11 protein-coding genes, 1 rRNA gene and 1 pseudogene are annotated in these 16,899 nt (G+C 38.8%); 9 read left to right on the top strand and 4 right to left on the bottom strand.

Features of this window, described 5'->3' with window-relative positions:
- Window positions 1–64 precede the first annotated feature (64 nt).
- The 8 genes from LG003_RS08230 to LG003_RS08195 all read left to right on the top strand — a co-directional run bounded on the left by LG003_RS08230 (window position 65) and on the right by LG003_RS08195 (window position 11,760).
- Complete coding sequence (locus LG003_RS08230) at window positions 65–763, top strand: fimbrial biogenesis chaperone (RefSeq protein WP_262980504.1); 699 nt, start codon at window positions 65–67, stop codon at window positions 761–763.
- A gap of 25 nt (window positions 764–788) precedes the next feature.
- A complete protein-coding gene (locus tag LG003_RS08225) occupies window positions 789–3,263 on the top strand; it encodes a fimbria/pilus outer membrane usher protein (protein WP_112879088.1) in 2,475 nt (824 codons plus the stop codon).
- An 11-nt stretch (window positions 3,264–3,274) separates the two neighbouring features.
- Window positions 3,275–4,381 carry a fimbrial protein gene (locus LG003_RS08220; protein ID WP_262980503.1) on the top strand — a complete coding sequence of 369 codons (1,107 nt, stop codon included), beginning with the start codon at window positions 3,275–3,277 and terminating at the stop codon, window positions 4,379–4,381.
- Between the two features lie 1,268 nt (window positions 4,382–5,649).
- Complete coding sequence (locus LG003_RS08215; RefSeq protein ID WP_112879090.1) at window positions 5,650–6,438, top strand: protein bax; 789 nt, start codon at window positions 5,650–5,652, stop codon at window positions 6,436–6,438.
- A 439-nt stretch (window positions 6,439–6,877) separates the two neighbouring features.
- Window positions 6,878–8,299 carry an MBOAT family O-acyltransferase gene (locus LG003_RS08210; protein WP_262980502.1) on the top strand — a complete coding sequence of 474 codons (1,422 nt, stop codon included), beginning with the start codon at window positions 6,878–6,880 and terminating at the stop codon, window positions 8,297–8,299.
- Complete coding sequence (locus LG003_RS08205; protein ID WP_112879092.1) at window positions 8,286–9,422, top strand: SGNH/GDSL hydrolase family protein; 1,137 nt, start codon at window positions 8,286–8,288, stop codon at window positions 9,420–9,422. Before LG003_RS08210 ends, LG003_RS08205 begins: the two co-directional genes overlap by 14 nt.
- Window positions 9,409–10,629 (top strand): SGNH/GDSL hydrolase family protein, encoded by a 1,221-nt coding sequence (locus LG003_RS08200; RefSeq protein ID WP_112879093.1) that lies wholly within the window; start codon window positions 9,409–9,411, stop codon window positions 10,627–10,629. The genes LG003_RS08205 and LG003_RS08200 overlap by 14 nt, the downstream gene beginning before the upstream one ends.
- A 210-nt stretch (window positions 10,630–10,839) precedes the next feature.
- The gene (locus tag LG003_RS08195) at window positions 10,840–11,760 is read left to right on the top strand and encodes a GNAT family N-acetyltransferase (protein WP_112879094.1); all 921 of its coding nucleotides are present in this window, start codon (window positions 10,840–10,842) and stop codon (window positions 11,758–11,760) included.
- A gap of 89 nt (window positions 11,761–11,849) precedes the next feature.
- Here the strand turns inward: LG003_RS08195 and gntU are convergent, their stop codons facing one another.
- From gntU to gntR, 3 genes are all read right to left on the bottom strand, one after another.
- Window positions 11,850–13,187 (bottom strand): gluconate transporter, encoded by a 1,338-nt coding sequence (gene gntU / locus LG003_RS08190; protein WP_112879095.1) that lies wholly within the window; start codon window positions 13,185–13,187, stop codon window positions 11,850–11,852.
- Complete coding sequence (gene gntK / locus LG003_RS08185; protein ID WP_112879096.1) at window positions 13,187–13,726, bottom strand: gluconokinase; 540 nt, start codon at window positions 13,724–13,726, stop codon at window positions 13,187–13,189. Before gntK ends, gntU begins: the two co-directional genes overlap by 1 nt.
- Window positions 13,727–13,894: 168 nt before the next feature.
- Window positions 13,895–14,890, bottom strand: a complete 996-nt coding sequence (gene gntR, locus LG003_RS08180) for a gluconate operon transcriptional repressor GntR (RefSeq protein WP_112879097.1) — start codon at window positions 14,888–14,890, stop codon at window positions 13,895–13,897.
- A 624-nt stretch (window positions 14,891–15,514) separates the two neighbouring features.
- Between gntR and LG003_RS08175 the strand changes: the two are divergent.
- A pseudogene (locus tag LG003_RS08175) lies at window positions 15,515–16,310 on the top strand (IS110 family transposase); the annotation flags it as partial.
- A gap of 353 nt (window positions 16,311–16,663) precedes the next feature.
- Here the strand turns inward: LG003_RS08175 and rrf are convergent.
- Window positions 16,664–16,779: ribosomal RNA gene (gene rrf / locus LG003_RS08170) — 5S ribosomal RNA — on the bottom strand.
- Window positions 16,780–16,899: the final 120 nt, after the last annotated feature.

The raw sequence follows: 16,899 nt of genomic DNA, 5'->3' as shown, positions 1-16,899 counted from the left end.
TTTACTACAATAAATAAAGCCTATTTAGATAAATAGGCTTATTTAATTTGGCAAAAATAACGTTATGAAGAAATTATTTTTAACTATATTATTAGGGATAACAACTCTATCTGCTCATGCCAACATCGTTATTAACACAACACGTGTTATTTATCCAGCCAGTAATAAAGAGGTATCAGTTCAATTATTAAATGCAGGGGATCAACCCTCCCTGGTACAATCCTGGATAGATGATGGCGATCCTAATTCAACACCTGAAACAGCTAAAGTCCCCTTTTTACTCACCCCCCCAGTCGTCAAAATTGATGGCAATAACGGGCAACAATTAAGAATTAAATACATCAGCAGCAATCTACCCACGGATCGTGAATCGCTGTTCTATTTAAATGTTCTGGATATTCCACCCATAGCAGAAAACATTGGCGATAAAAACGTTATGCAGATTGCTATTCGTACCCGAATCAAATTTTTCTATCGGCCAGACAAGCTTTCTATCTTACCGAAACAGATCCAACAACATATTGGATTAAAACATGAGGGTAGCCAACTAAAATTGGAGAATTCATCACCCTATTTCATGAATATCGTCGGCCTTAAATCTTCTGACACTCAACCTAACTTACTAAATGAAGGAACAATTATAAAACCGTTCTCTTCTCATTCATTCAGTACCAATGAAAAAGTAAAAGTTGGAGACAAATTAACTCTGGCTATTGTTGATGATTTTGGTGCTATAAATAAATTAACTTTACCACTTCAATAGTGATATTACTGGCATAGCATAGAACATGATAAGACAAAAAATTAGTCCGTTAGCTCTGATAATAGGTACCCTTCTGTATACAGATTGTTTATGCTATGCCAAAACATTTAATACTGATTTTCTGGTTGGTGAATCTGCAAAAGCGGATTTATCCCGATTTTATACCACTTCAGAGCTACCCGCTGGCCGTTACGGTATTGACATATATCTGAATAATGACTGGAAAGGAAGATTTGATATTAATATCCAGAACGATGGCAAAGATATTTACTTACTCAATGAAGATCTTCCTAGGTTAGGTATAAAAATTGATAAAAACCAATTACCAGAATCAAATTTATCCAAAGATGAAATTCTTCTTACTAAAATAATACATGAAGGAACCGCTAATCTCGATGTTCCTAAACTCAGCCTGCATCTGGTCGTCCCGCAGGCATATATCAAAAACGAGCTAAAAGGCTATATCGATCCTGCGTTCTGGGACCGAGGTATCCCCGGAGCTATGCTGTCCTACAATGCCAACTATTACCATACTCAAAATAGGAATAAACAAAACCGCGACCGTGAAAATGAAGATAATGCTTACGTGTCACTTAATAGCGGTTTGAATCTATTTGGCTGGCAATTACGTGATCAATCCTCTTATCACTACACACGTTCAAATGGTGATAAATGGAGTAACAATACCCGTTATCTGCAACGAGGAATTTCATCAATTAATTCAGAATTTCGCATTGGTGATAGCTATACATCAAGCGATTTATTCGACTCTTTCCGCTTCCGAGGTATCAATTTGAAAACAGATATGCGCATGTACCCTGATGCCTGGCAAGGGTTTTCCCCTATCGTCCGTGGAGTTGCGCAGACTAACGCTCTGGTAAAAATCACCCAAAATAATATTGTTATTTATCAAGGTAATGTACCACCCGGGCCGTTTGCTATTGAGGCTATTTTACCAACAGGTTCAGGTGGTGATTTGCTAGTTGAAGTGACGGAAGCAGACGGACGTACTAACAGTTTTACCGTCCCCTTTTCATCCGTTCCTAATATGATGAAAGAAGGTCTTGGCAAATATGATATCAGTGCAGGTAAAACACATATTGCCAACAGTCGTTATAAACCAAACTTTTTTCAAGCCAGCTACCAATATGGTTTTAATAATGTCCTGACCGGTTATACAGGCACCATTATCAGTAAAGATTATTACTCACTACTGTTAGGTAGTGGTTTTAATCTACCAATTGGCGCTGTATCAATTGACGTTTCGCAGTCCAGCGCCAAATTTGATAATAGCCCAACCATGAAAGGCCAAAGCTACAAATTAGCTTATAGCCGCTATATCCCACAAACAAAAACAAATTTTTCGCTGGCGGCTTATCGTTATTCAACTAAAAATTATCTCACCCTAATCGATGCGATTGATCTGCATGACTGGATAAGCAACGGATATAACCAACAATACTATTCTCATCAAAAAAATACCTTTAATATCAATTTGAACCAGAATCTTGGTAGTCGTGCAGGTTCACTTTTTCTTTCGGGAACATTCCGTGATTACTGGGGAACCCAGAATAAAAGTAGAGAATATCAAATGGGGTATTCCAACAGTCTGGGGAAAATCAATTATTCCCTGACAGCAAGCCGTGTCCGATACAATATCAATGAAACAGAAAGTAAAGAGGAACAGCGCTACTATCTGATGCTGTCTGTTCCTTTTGAGTTGTTTGGTTACCCTGCCTATTTGACCAATAATGTCTCAATCAATGAAAGTCACTATGACAACAGTAACTTAGGATTAAGCGGCAGCGCAGGCCCAAACAACCGTTTAAATTACCACTTCAACATTTCAGATCAGAAAAATGGTTCGACAACAACCAGTGCAAATTTGACCTACAAAACATCCGTTTCCACATTGAGTAGTTCTTATAGCCAGTCCAAGGAGTACCGCCAAATGGGGCTTGGCGCAACCGGCAGTTTAGTTGCTTATCGAAGCGGAATTCTGGCTGCTAATCAAGTTGGGGAAACTTTCGCCATCATTGACGCACCGGGCACAGCAAATGCTTCTGTGAATGGTGATAAAAGCATGGTGACAAACAACAGCGGTAAGTTGCTGATACCTTATCTTTCTCCTTATCGTAAAAATGCCATCATGCTAGATACCAGTGAAGTGCCAGAAGATGCGGCTGAACTTATCGGTAACATCAGAGATGTTGCGCCATATTCCGGTGCGATTACCCATATCGGATTTAAAACAGACCAGCGGAAGACTTTTGTCTTCTACGCCGCTCAGGCTGATGGTAAACCTTTACCTTTCGGTACTGAAATTGTCGATTCAGAAGGTAACAGCTTAGGATACGTTGGTCAGGGTAGTATGGTTTTCCTACGTATAGAAAAATTACCACAGCAAATTTATGTCCACATCGGTCAACTAGGCGAAAAGAGCTGCATAATAAATAATCCACAGCCTGAAATGGGCTCAACCGCCAATATTTGCCGTTAAGGGAGAAGATAATGAAACTTAAGCCATTGTACCTTAAACCATTGTACCTTAAACCATTGTATCTGGCGGCCATAATCAGTCTGAGCAGTAGCATAGCCTATGCAGATTGCCAACCCAAATATGCAATACCGGCACCGGCAATCCTGGTTGATATGACAGATCATCTCACTCTGAACAGTAATGCAACCTGGATACTCAACACCCAATATTCTGGCTATTTTACATGCACAAGAAATTCACTATGGAAACAAAACTCTGTCGCTAACGGTTCGCCTTTTACTAAAAACAAAGTTGTTTTAGGATTCAATGGTGGCAAAGATTATGCCGAAGTGACTATCACGAATCTTTCTCCTAGCAACAGTATTAATCTGGGAAACAGTAACGACACATACCCTGCCAGCAAATTGCAAGCCCAATTTACACTTAATATAAAGCTACTGAGTGGCAGACCCGGTGGTAGTAATATTCACGTCTTTTCCGGCAATTCCGCAACATTAAAAACTGCTGTCATTGCGATGGATACCACCAACTTAGGACTCCTTGACGCCATTCTCCGTTTCGCTACCGATTTCCTGACCTTTATTCTTACCTGGGAGTGGCCGACACATTCTGAAGATATCTATTATCAACCCATCACAATGATTTTTAATCACAGAGATACAACTTGTCACTTCTTAAATGCGGGATTGACAGTGAATCTACCAAAAGTCAACCGCATTAGATTGCTTAACGGAACAGATAAAGGAGAAACACCTTTTACCCTTAACTTTGAATGCAAATATCTCCAAAACGGTAAAACTTCACGCTCAGTTAAAGCTTACCTGAGCAGTAATCATCTGCTACCAAATGACAATCGAACTTTAATTGACAGCAAAGCAGGTGCCGCTAAAGGTGTTGGTATCCGTGTTTCTCAGACAAGTGATTCAACGCCGATAACTTTCAGTGCTTCGCAATCCTCATCCCACGGCGCAACACTACTATTCAGCAAAAACTCCGGCAATGTCATCGATAAACACTTTACCATCGACCTTAATGCTTACTACCACGTTTATGATCCCCAAAACATCATAGCAGGGGAACTGAAAGCAACTTCTGTACTGAACTTTGAATACAATTAATCAAGAGGCAAAGGAGATGTCTCTTATTTCCCTCATTCGAATTAAAATTTTATGTTTCAATAAGTAATAATTTGTAATAAAGTGTTTCTATAGAAAAATTCATTTACATTTATAATCTACCCTGAATTGATGTAACACAATGATAATCCTAACATTAAGTAATCATTCAAACTCGCTTAATTTATCAATAAAATAGTGTAATTCTATGAAAAATAGAAAAAACATACTTTCACTTATCAATAAAATTAAAAAAAACAATATCAAGATAATATTTCCAAATCTTATTAAATAATAAATAAAAATAACAACCAATCAGCAACAAAAATATACCTTAAGGATAAAAAAATACAAAAAAACACATAAACAGAAAAACAAAACATATGAAAACATTCAACTTATATTGATTAAAAATTAAAAAAAACAATTAAAATCAATGATATATGAATTGATCGAAAATAAAAACTTTAGGAGAAAATATAATTACACGTAATATAAAAATGTGATAAATAATTTAACCTAGCACAAGAACAATATAACTTTAATTCTCCAAAAACACTTTTAATATAAAAATAGAAAGATAAATATTTATATTATCAACAAATAAATTATTAAAATTTTTTTATTCTTATATACACCCCCATTATTATATTATTACAATATCACTCGGAATAAATATTTGTAACACATTGTTACTTATTTTAACTTAACATTTAGAACCATATCGAATATCCTGCACCGTACCAATAACAATGACTCTATTATGAAATTAGCTCAAGCCTGACAGATACGACTTAGTTTTAACTCATAGAGGAAAGAGACCATATCGGTAACAGGTTACCTTTTTATGAAAATGATACTTATTCTTATAACGGCAATATTAATATCAATTAGTTTATTACTCGCTGCGGTGTTCTTACGATTGGCAGTACTATAATTAACAGTACTATATAAAACTAAGTTCAATCACTTCCGATATTATACTAGCTGGTTTACAAATCACTTTTCTTTTGATAAAGCGACTTACAGGCACAAAATTAACTCAAAAATCATGATCATATCTGATGAATAATTCAACCTAGACAGGCAATATTTTGTACACAAACAGCACATAACCATATATAAATTAATAAAAAACCACAGAACAAATTAGCAAAATAATAATTTTCATTACAGAAAATATATTTATGAATCACTAATAACTCTGGCTATGCTGGATTTATTTTGCTAATATCAGCCTGTTTTTTATTCAGAGCAAACGAGGAAAAGCAATGCCCTCTCAAACGACGAGGACAACTGCCATCTTCGCTTTCTTTATCTCACTATTGTTTTCCGCTTTTAGTCATGCTTCAACTAGCACAGCTAAAAGCATAGAGTATTCTCACAATGGCATGCAAAGCAATTTGCCAGATTTGCGAAAATACCCTTCGGGCACCCTACGTAAGAAAGCGTTTTTAAATGTTGTTGTCCCTGTGATTGATCAACACAATCAACAAATTATGCAGGAACGGAAATGGCTACTGGAACACCAAAATGCCAAGCATTGGTCTATACAGGACATCAAGCGCCTGCAACAAATTTGTAAAAACTACAACGTGAGCTGTAGCAGCTCGCCTAAAAAAGTTAACTGGAACAAGCTACTAAGTCGTGTTGACATCATCCCAACCCATTTTGTTGCCACTCAGGCCGCAACAGAATCTGGTTGGGGAACATCTAAGCTTGCACAACAGAATAACAACTTATTTGGTATGCGTTGCGGTAATAACTGTAAGAAAACCCAAGGTAAGATAAAAGGTTATTCCGCCTATCCGACTATCAATGATTCGGTCAAAGCCTATATGAGAAATATGAACACCCATAACGCTTATGAATCATTACGTGCTTCACGCGCCAAGCAGAGAAGCCTTCAGAAATCACTAAATACCAGCAAATTGATTGATAATCTTGAAGGATATTCACAATTGGGTTCGACTTACAACAACTACCTGCACAAAGTATTTAACAGCAATAAAGGGCTTATTACTCAGGCGCAGAAGTTAGCTAAAAACGATCACGACTAAGGGCCTAAATAAGTCATTAGCATGAATATCTTGTGTTAAGTACCAATATCATCCGTTGCTATAACTAAGTGCCAATCTCAATAGGCGTAATTGTTGCTTGTTGCAAGCTATTCTTATCAATGAACCGTGAACACGGACAGCGCGGAAAAACCGGAACGTACACGTAGTACGTGAGGATGACTCGCTTCGCTCGCCCTACGGGCCGCACTACAGTGCGTTCAAAAGCTCGTGCTTTTGTCTGAGCACTGTCCGGGTTCGCTCTTTATGGCAAAGAAGGGTGAATAAAATAGCCCTATTGGGACAGGCAGTCACTATGGAATGGATGATTTTCTTATATCCACCCATTTGTTCTTTTCATTGATAGAATGTTTAGATTAAATACTATAATATCCTTCAATATTAACCTGTATTGAGATAAAATGATTGACCAGAGTTTAATATGAATTTCTTTTCTTTTGAGTTTATTGGTTCCTTTGTTGCTTTCTTTCTCTTGTATTGGATGCTACAAAAACATGCGAAAACACAAAACTACCTGCTGATAATCGCAAGTTATCTGTTTGTCTTTTCCTTTAATCCGCTTTTCACCAGCATCCTATTTGGCTATACGCTATTTATTTATCTTTTAACAAACATAGCCAGCAAATTTCTATCCAACCGCATCACGTTTACTATCCTGACAATAGGTATTCTGGGGTGTTTCACTCTATTCAAATATTATTCTTTCTTTCAAGAAAGTCTCCAACAAGCGTTTGCCAAATTTGGCTTGTCCATAGATTTACCCGTACTAACACTACTCGTCCCTTTGGGTTTATCTTTTTATGCATTTCATTCCGTCAGCTATGTCGTTGCTGTCGCAAGAAAAGAAATACCCAAAGCATCATTTCCTGATGTCGCTTTATATCTATGCTTTTTTCCGAGTATTGTTGCCGGACCAATAAACCGAGCTAAAGATTTCCTGCCTCAAATCCAGATATCATCAAGAGTGATCATTGAACCATCAAGAGCCATATTATTAATTACATTGGCAATAACCAAACTATTTTTGTTCAGCTCTTATTTATCCGAAAATTATGTTAATCCAGTTTTTGATGATCCCGTCAGCTACAATGCAGGGCAAATCTTGGTTAGTATCTATGCCTATGCCTGGCATATCTATTTTAATTTTTCTGGTTATACCAATCTTGTTACTGGATTAGCACTACTCCTTGGATTCAGAGTACCTGAAAACTTCAATGCCCCTTATCTGGCTGAAAACTTACAAGCCTTCTGGCGCCGTTGGCATATCAGTTTATCTGAATTTATCCGTGATTATGTCTATATTCCTCTTGGTGGTAATAAGAAAGGATTTGTACGTAAAAATCTTAATTTGTTTGTTGCTATGGTAATCTCTGGGTTATGGCATGGAGCCGGAATTAATTTCATTATCTGGGGAGCTATTCATGGATTGGGATTAATAATCCTCAATGCTAAACATCAGTTATTTCCCCCAATAGACAAAAAAAATCAAAATATTCCCCAAAATCCAGTCATTTCATTTTTATCCAGAATCATCACTTTCCACTTTGTCTGTCTGGCATGGGTTTTCTTCCGTTGTCCTACTCTAGATGATGCACTAATATTATTAAATCAATTGATATCATCAAATTTATTTCACTCGATAATAGCCAATAGTGGGTTGTTACTGATGTTCTGGGGACTCTTTATTATTTATCCGTGGCTGATTAATCTAAAAATAATGGTTGAGAAAATGTATTCTCAGATTTCATGGATATGCTACCCAATACCATTAGCGATTATTCTGACTTTGGTATTTATGATTTCACCACAAGGAATACCAGGATTCATTTATGCCAATTTCTGAATTCAAATCTAATCTAAAAACGGCCGGGCAAGTTATTTTTATCGTAATATTAACTAGCCTACTGTTAATCTGGCTAAATCATCGTTCACTGGATAGATTCTGGCAACAAGAATATCACCAGCAAAGTCTTTGGGCGACTTTGCAAGGCCATCCGCTCTGGGATTTCGGTGATAATCTGGAACAAGGTGTACTCGCTGCGGGGGAAGCTTTCATGTCACATACTACCAGTAATAACAGTAGCAACCATCAGCGAACTCGCCAGGAAGCTGATATCACACTGCCTGTGGATTTTCAAATTGGACTCAAGCTCCTGAGTGGTTATCCCTCTCCTGTTACAAATCTGCCTGCAATTTTCCCTGAGTTATTACAGAAATCTCCCCATACTCATCCTGTTAATTCACCAATACCCCATAATTTAAGAAATAATGTTTCCCCCAGCACGGTTATCGCTAAAACCAACGTGACACTGACAGCCAAAGATAAAGTGCTGTTTGCTGGAGATTCAATGATGCAGGGCATCGCTCCCCATCTGAAACGTCGGCTCTACCGGGATTACAGTATTTCAAGTATTAATCTCAGCAAACAAAGTACTGGGCTTGCTTATCCCAGTTTTTTTAATTGGCCGGAAACTATCAATAAAACACTGGAAGCCAACCATGATATCAAGCTAGTTGTTATTTTTTTGGGGCCAAATGATCCCTGGGATATGCCACCAAAACATGGAAACATCTACCTGAAATTCGCCAGCCCTGATTGGGAAAACCTCTATCGCCAGCGTATCGAAATGGTCCTTACCGCAGCACGTAACCACGGGGCTGATATTATCTGGGTTGCTCCTCCCAATATGCGACAGAAAAAACTTTCTGCCAGCATGAAATATCTGAGATCCTTATATCAATCGGAAGTAACGAAAGCCGGAGAAATCTATGTTTCTGTTAATGATATTTTCAAATATCATGCAAATGATTATTCCGATTATGTCGGCGACAATAGTAACAAAATTAAACTCAGAAGCGGTGATGGTATACACTTTAGCTTGAAAGGCCAACAAACTATCTCAGATAACATATTTTCATTGATTAAATTTATTCAGGAACCAGCTAAACAAAATGAAAATAGTTAAACAACTTCGTCGACGATATCAATCTGCTGGCATTAGTCTGGTCATCACACTCTCTTTAAGTTTGATATCGTGCCATAAACAAAAGCCATTGCCGTTGCCAACACAACAGTCTGCAAAAGAGAACCAACAGCTAATAGACTTTGGTGAACCGAATTTAGCTTTACTGGCGGATAAACTTCACAACAGCCGCCATAATCAACTGCATTTTGTTCAGATAGGAGATTCTCATACTGCCGCAGACTTTTTTACCGGCAAGCTTCGCTCTTTATTGCAACAACGTTTTGGCGATGCAGGGATTGGTTTTGTTAGCCCAATTAATGTACCTGGTCAACGTAACGCTATGATCAGTATGACCGATGATAAGCAGCAATGGAAACTCACCACCAGCCGCAAAGATAATCGGCCTGATTTTCCTATCGGCGGTGCAATTGCAGAACCCAATAGCCAAATAAGTCAATTAATTCTAAGACTGTTTGTACCATCCCATGATCGCTATCAACTCAAAACGTTATACCAAGCATCGGGTGATGCTCAGATTCTGGTACAATCTGCAACCAAACGAATACTAAAATTACCGGCAACCCATGATCACTGGCAATTTTCTACTGAAGAATCAGTTACATTCCCAGTTAATATTATGGCGATACAAAATAATCAGTTAAAATTAGGCGGCTGGTTTATCAAACGTAAACAACCAGGTATTATGTTATCTGCCTTGGGTATTAATGGTGCAACTATTAATATGATGGATAAATGGCAGCCAAAATGGATTGATACATTAGTTCAAATGCATCCTGATATGGTGATCCTCGCTTATGGCACAAATGAGGCATTTAATCATTCGCTGGGTTTATCAAGCTATCGCCAGCAACTGGAAACTAAGATAAAACAGATTCGTAATCAGTTACCACAAACAGTTATCCTTATCATTGGGCCGGGTGATTCTTTGAAAAACAACCAATTTACAAGTTGTATAGCACAACAACCAACAATGTTGGATAATATCATCCATACTCAACAAAAAGTCGCTCAAGATCAGCACACACTATTCTGGAACTGGCGTGCATATATGGGTGGAAAATGCTCAATTAGGCGCTGGGCGCAACAAGATCTTGCTCGTCCTGATTATGTTCACCTTTCAGCCGCAGGTTATGAGCGCAGTGCTGAAGCGTTATATCAACAGTTAATAGATGTTCTCGGTCAATAAGCAACAATAAGGCTTGATTGGGAATAGTACTAAATACTTATCTTGTTTTTAGTACAGAAAAATTAAACTTATAATCTTAGATTTACAATATGTATGAGCTCATAAGAAACCCATTTAATAAAGACAAACTATCTTTTTTGTTGTATTTAATACGTTGAAAATAAGTTTATACCATGTGTAAAACATAGCGTTAAAAAGAGTATTTAAAATATGATTTTTCCCAAAAAGTATCCTCTCAGCTCTATAAAAAGGCTCATCTCCGGCTGGAAAGAATGTAGTTTCGAACGTTACCAACAAGCGTATTCTCTCTATGGTGGTGGAATATCTACTCATCCAGATATTGTACGTTTTTTAAATGAAAAATTTGGCAATAGTTTTATCTTTTATGTCAAAGAAAATCCACAAATAGAAAACGTTATCGAAGGGGCATACTTTACATGTAAAGATCATCATCTGGCAGCAAGTCACCAAAAGGACTACTATTTTTTCAGTTACGATGAAATTCTCTTCCCTATTGCCAAACATCTAAAAACTATCATCCCAGGGAGATCAAAAACCATATCGCCTCTACACAAAGAAAACTTCGTCAACATCTACTATGGCCGATTAAACAAGCGAACAATATGCCTTGCTAAAGAAGATTTTTCTTATAAAACAAGAAGAAATCGGAGTAATGAAATTAATAAATTTAAGCGTGCAGGCGGAGAAATACATCAAATTGATGATTTCACCTGCCAGGAATTTGTTGATATTTACACCACACTGTACGAAAAACGGTGGGAAAAAAAACACAGTGAAGAAGAAAAAGGAAAATTAACCGAACTATACACCGAACTCAAACAACATCTGTACGGATGTGTATTAACTATCAATGGAACCCCAGCAGCCTACGATTTAGTTATAAAATCAGACAGCCCTCAATGGGTTTCATTCGATGCAGTAAACGGTGGATACGATCCTGAATACGCTAATCTCAGCCTTGGAAGCATTGTCATGTGGTTAAATATTCAAAATGCTTCAACGCTCTGCCAACAGAATCAAAAAACGATGCGCTATTCTATTGGCAAACCTACTTTCTCCTATAAAGATCGCTGGTGCCACCGTCACCCGTTAGCAAGAACACTATTTTAATGTCAGCAATATTTTCAAATAGTTAACTTATCTTGCCGCCTTCTAAGGAAGGCGGTATTAATCTAATACAATCTCCTAATTCATATGAATTACAACATGGCAAAGAAAACCATTCCAACAATGGCTCCTGTTATTCCAAGAATAGTTTCCATAATTGACCAAGTTTTCAGTGTTTGAGATTCTGTTGCACCAGTAAATTTACCAAATAACCAAAAGCCTGAGTCATTAACATGGCTCAATACCAAAGAACCACCCGCAATACAAATTGAAAGAGCTGCAAGCTGGGCACTAGAATATTCCAGAAGATCAACAACGGGCAAAATCAGACCAACAGTTGTCAAACAGGCAACAGTTGCAGAACCTTGAATAACGCGTACTGTACCAGCAAGGATGAAACACGCTAATGCAATAGGCAGACCCGCCCCAATCAATGCGTTTCCCAAAGCAGGGCCAACACCAGAATCCACTAATACTTGTTTGAATACACCACCAGCCCCAGTCACCAATAAAATAATTCCAGCCGGTTGAATAGCCGAAGAGCAAATATCCATCACTTTTTCTTTACTCATCCCACGGCGAATTGCCAAACCATAAATAGCAATCAAACAAGCAACCAAAATCGCAGAAAATGGATGACCGATAAATTCAAGCCACTGATACAACTCAGAACCCTGTTCAACAAAATTCTCACCAATAGCCTTTAACCCAACCAAAGCCAAAGGGAACAGAACCAGTGACAAACTCAAACCAAAAGATGGCATCTTACCTTGACCAAGGCTTGGCTCACTTATATCCACGGGCAAATCCAGAGTGACATACTTACTGATAAAATTACCGAAGATTGGCCCCGCCAGTAACATCCCAGGAATCGCTGCACTGATACCGATCAAGATCATCCAGCCAAAATCAGCATTCATCTGTGAAGCCAACAACATCGGTGCTGGACCAGGTAACAAAAATGCTGCTGCTGCGGCGACACCAGCAAACAGAGGAATAACCAGCTTCACTACATTACCGCCAGTACGACGCGCGACCGCGAACGCCACACCAATCAATAAAACAATAGCTACATCAAAGAACAATGGCAAAGCACAAACCAGGCCAGCGATCCCCAATGAATAATGAGCATTCTTTTCACCAAAACTATTTAGTAGTTTAATCGCAATCTGATCCAGTGCGCCTGTTTCATGCAGAACTTTACCAAACATCGCCCCCAGTGCGACAACAATAGCCAGAAAACCTAACGTTCCTCCCATTCCTTCTTGCATTGTTTCAGCAATTTTATCCAGTGGCATACCAGAAAAAACACCCGCCCCCATAGAAACCAGTATTAACGCAACAAAAGCGTGGATTCTGGCCTTCATCACCAAAAACAACAGTAAAAAAACAGAACCCACCGCTGTCAGCACTAAGGTTAAAGTACTCATTATTTTTCCCCTGAAATGACACTATTAATTATTCTTATCGAGTGATTTATCACTTCATCAAGAGACGATCTAATGTCAACCAGATAAACATCCTGTTCATCACTCCCCGGCTCTTCTAATACCTCAAACTGAGATACCAACATTTGAGATTTAAAAAAATGATCTTTACGTGCCTTCAATCGACTTTCAATTAAATCAAAGTCGCCTTTCATATAAAGAAATGACAGATTCTTATTACGATCACGCAGTATATCCCGGTAATGTTTTTTTAAAGCAGAGCAAACAATCAGGGAAACCGGGTTTGTGCGTTGCATAGCAAAAATTGCATGATTCAGTGATTTCAACCAAGGTTCACGATCTTCATCATTCAGTGCGTAGCCTTCAGCCATCTTATTAATGTTAGATCTTGGGTGTAAAAAATCACCATCTAAAAAAGCAGAGTCCAATTTATAGGCCACAGCACTGGCAACAGCAGATTTACCACTACCGGATACCCCCATAAGCACAAAAACATGATTCGAATGTTGGGCATCGTTCATATAAACTCCTCAACGTAGATATTTTATCCACGAAATGTTACCGGTAACTGTTATCGGTAACATTATCAGAAGTAGAGACGAAATTCGCAACAACACGGAATATTCAGGAAATATAAATGTGATATTCATCACAAATGAGTTCAAAAAAACGCAAATCCAGCAGACCGATTAGATACTCTCTCCCAGAGATAACTGAAAGCCGATATCAATCATTTTTTGCGGTAAATGTTCGCCCTTCAGCCGAGCCATTAATAATTCGGCAGCCCTCCGCCCCAATAAGTCACGAGACGTCAATACACTGGCAAGTTTTGGTGTCATCACCTGACCAACATCATGGCCATGAAAGCCAGCTATCGCAATATCATGTGGTACAGCTATCCCTTGACGTTGGCACTCGAAAATTGCTCCGATTGCGAGGTCATCGTTAGTGCAGAATAGACCATCAACATCAGGATATTTTGTTCGTGCTTCATTCAGTAACTGCCCCCCTAATGTGTAAGAAGAGCTGTCTGGTGTCATTATCTTACCTGGCTTTAACCCGGCGCTTTTCATTGCAGCTTCATAGCCCTCCAGACGAATAATTGTCCTTTCATCTTGTCTCGCACCAAGATAAATCACCCGCTGGCAACCACGCTCAATCATTGCCATTACCATCTGCCGAGCTGCTTCAAAGTTGTCAATACCAACTGCCATATCAAAACAAGGAGAAACACAATCCATCAGTTCAACGACAGGGATACCAGCCGTTCCCAACATCTTTAAAGTTCGTGGAGTATGAGTACGTTCTGAAAGAATCAAACCATCAATATTATAGGAAAGTAAAGAAATCAAACGCTCTTCTTCTTTTTCTGAGCGATAGCCATAGTGAGCCAACATAGTTTGATAACCATAACTATCCGTCACATATTCGATACCACGAATAACCTCCGCAAAAACTTGGTTAGTCAAAGAAGGCAATAAAATACCAATAGCATGACTAGTGGAATTAGAGAGAATATCCGGTACTTTATTTGGGATATAACCTAACTCATCTAAAGCATCCGCTATTTTCTTTCGCAATTGCTCAGAAACTTGATCAGGATTACGCAAAAAACGACTTACCGTCATTTTAGTTATACCAACACGATCTGCAACATCTTGTAAAATAGGACGTTTTTTCTTCATATTTCAATGCAATATAGAATGAGTAAAGTTTAGAATAATAAACGTAGTGTTATGATATATTTATACACTATAAGGATACATTTTTTTAAAATTTAGTCTGGCTGTGAAACTGTAATCCCAATTTATTTAGTGTATCGTAAAATCTTATCCTTTAGAGTGGAGATATAAGACATATTTTTTGTGACTAGGAGGGTTTCGCCGCTGATATATTACCGAATGATTTAGAGCAATGGGCCACCACAACCAGCAAGAACCACACCATGACAATGAATAAGAACTTGGAAATTACCAAACTTATCAAAATCAGAGGCAGAGACATTAAGCCAGCTTAGGAGAAATGTCCAGGCGAAATTAAGGTTTAATCATTCGATGCTGGCTCAAACTTGATATGAACTACATCATCAGCTTAAGTACAAGTAGGTATGCAATTAGGAAAAAACTCTCGTTAACTTATACCAATTAAGAAAAAGCTGCGTTATTAAGGTGCTCAAAACCGATATCGAAAATAACCCGTTAACCGACATGCCTATATTGCTTAATGGAACATAGAAAGATTTATCGCTTCACCGGTTTGCTCCGAAACTCTTCTCTCGACCAGATTTTGAAAATCAACTATAAAATTTGGGGCATGAGGCTAAACTCATTTGCCTCGGTTTGTCCGACCTTTCGTTAAAAGTAACAAGAATGATTTTGTTGATGCCGAAGCGATATGCGAAGCCGCATCACGTCCTTCAATGCATTTTGTTCAGCCCAGAACTGAAGCTCAACAAGCAATGCGTGTATTACATCGGGTCAGGAAGTCACTTGTCCGGGATAAGATCAAAACGACTAATCAGATACATGGCTCTTTACTCGAGTTTGGGATTAGCCTACCGAGGGGAGACGCTATTATAAGCGCTTATCGTTTGTGTTGGCAGAGCACGAACTCCCAAGTTATCGGGTCCGATTGTTGATGCAACTACACGCCCATTATCACTATATTGTTGAACAAATAGTCGAGTTAGAATCTGAACTAAAACACACGATCACCACGGATGACACAGCCCAGCGTTTTATGACCCTCCCCGGTGTTGGTTTAATCACAGCTAGCTTACTTTCTTCATCGTTGGGAAGATGGTCGACAATATGCCAAAAGTCGTGATTTTGCCGCCTCAACGGGATTAGTTCCCAGGCAATATAGCGAGGAAAAAATACCCTGCTGGGTATCAGTAAACGAAGAAATAAGAACTTGCGGAGACTACTGGTGCAATGTGCACGAATATTTATGCAACGATTGGATAATTATTCAGGAAAACTGGCTGACTGGGTCAGACAGCAGCTTGAACGAAAACACGCCAATGTAGTGACTTGTGCACTAGCGAATAAATTTGCCCGGATAGCTTGGGTAATCACGACACAGCACACGGTATTTGACGCCTGATCCTGCGTCATTATGAATAAATTTAAACGTTATCCCACTGGTTTTGCGAAGACTGATAATTGATGACATGAACGGCCTATCGACCTGATGAGAAACCTAAAGGTTAAGATGGCTTATTAAAGCCGAGTGGTTTTTTAGGAACATCAGGCGCGTAACTCATCGAGGCGCGGGCATCCTTGCCTATAGTGACGCCGGATAGATTTAAGCATAAGCAAGCCCCAAATTCATCAAAATGCGTGTTGCAACAACGAGGGTGACCATAGATTTAACCTTTCATATGGAAAAATAAAATGATACAGACCCTGATACGCAAAAACCCCCAGCTCTCGCTGAGGGTTTCTACTGTATTTAAAGCCTGGCAGTTCCCTACTCTCACATGGGGAGACCCCACACTACCATCGGCGCTACGGCGTTTCACTGCTGAGTTCGGCATGGGGTCAGGTGGGACCGCCGCGCTATCGCCGCCAGGCATATTCGGTTTCATTCCGGCCGTTGTCGCTCCTTGCTGCCACAACCGCCCGAACCAATCTCTGAACAAGCTGAAAACTTCATCTCTCTGCCGGCTTCTGACAGCTATTCACTGTCTTCC

Origin of the sequence: Photorhabdus kleinii, assembly GCF_025384885.1 — a bacterium.
Classification (GTDB): domain Bacteria; phylum Pseudomonadota; class Gammaproteobacteria; order Enterobacterales; family Enterobacteriaceae; genus Photorhabdus; species Photorhabdus kayaii.
Note: the sequence above shows the minus strand (reverse complement) of the source record. Positions and strands in the feature narration are given on the sequence as shown.

Excerpts from the sequence above, each read along its gene's own strand:
- LG003_RS08200 (WP_112879093.1), top strand. The coding sequence starts at position 9,409 with ATGAAAATAGTTAAACAACTTCGTCGACGATATCAATCTGCTGGCATT.
- LG003_RS08215 (WP_112879090.1), top strand. The coding sequence starts at position 5,650 with ATGCCCTCTCAAACGACGAGGACAACTGCCATCTTCGCTTTCTTTATC.
- LG003_RS08195 (WP_112879094.1), top strand. The coding sequence starts at position 10,840 with ATGATTTTTCCCAAAAAGTATCCTCTCAGCTCTATAAAAAGGCTCATC.
- gntK (WP_112879096.1), bottom strand. The coding sequence starts at position 13,726 with ATGAACGATGCCCAACATTCGAATCATGTTTTTGTGCTTATGGGGGTA.
- gntU (WP_112879095.1), bottom strand. The coding sequence starts at position 13,187 with ATGAGTACTTTAACCTTAGTGCTGACAGCGGTGGGTTCTGTTTTTTTA.
- gntR (WP_112879097.1), bottom strand. The coding sequence starts at position 14,890 with ATGAAGAAAAAACGTCCTATTTTACAAGATGTTGCAGATCGTGTTGGT.
- LG003_RS08220 (WP_262980503.1), top strand. The coding sequence starts at position 3,275 with ATGAAACTTAAGCCATTGTACCTTAAACCATTGTACCTTAAACCATTG.
- LG003_RS08225 (WP_112879088.1), top strand. The coding sequence starts at position 789 with ATGATAAGACAAAAAATTAGTCCGTTAGCTCTGATAATAGGTACCCTT.
- LG003_RS08230 (WP_262980504.1), top strand. The coding sequence starts at position 65 with ATGAAGAAATTATTTTTAACTATATTATTAGGGATAACAACTCTATCT.
- LG003_RS08205 (WP_112879092.1), top strand. The coding sequence starts at position 8,286 with ATGCCAATTTCTGAATTCAAATCTAATCTAAAAACGGCCGGGCAAGTT.
- LG003_RS08210 (WP_262980502.1), top strand. The coding sequence starts at position 6,878 with ATGAATTTCTTTTCTTTTGAGTTTATTGGTTCCTTTGTTGCTTTCTTT.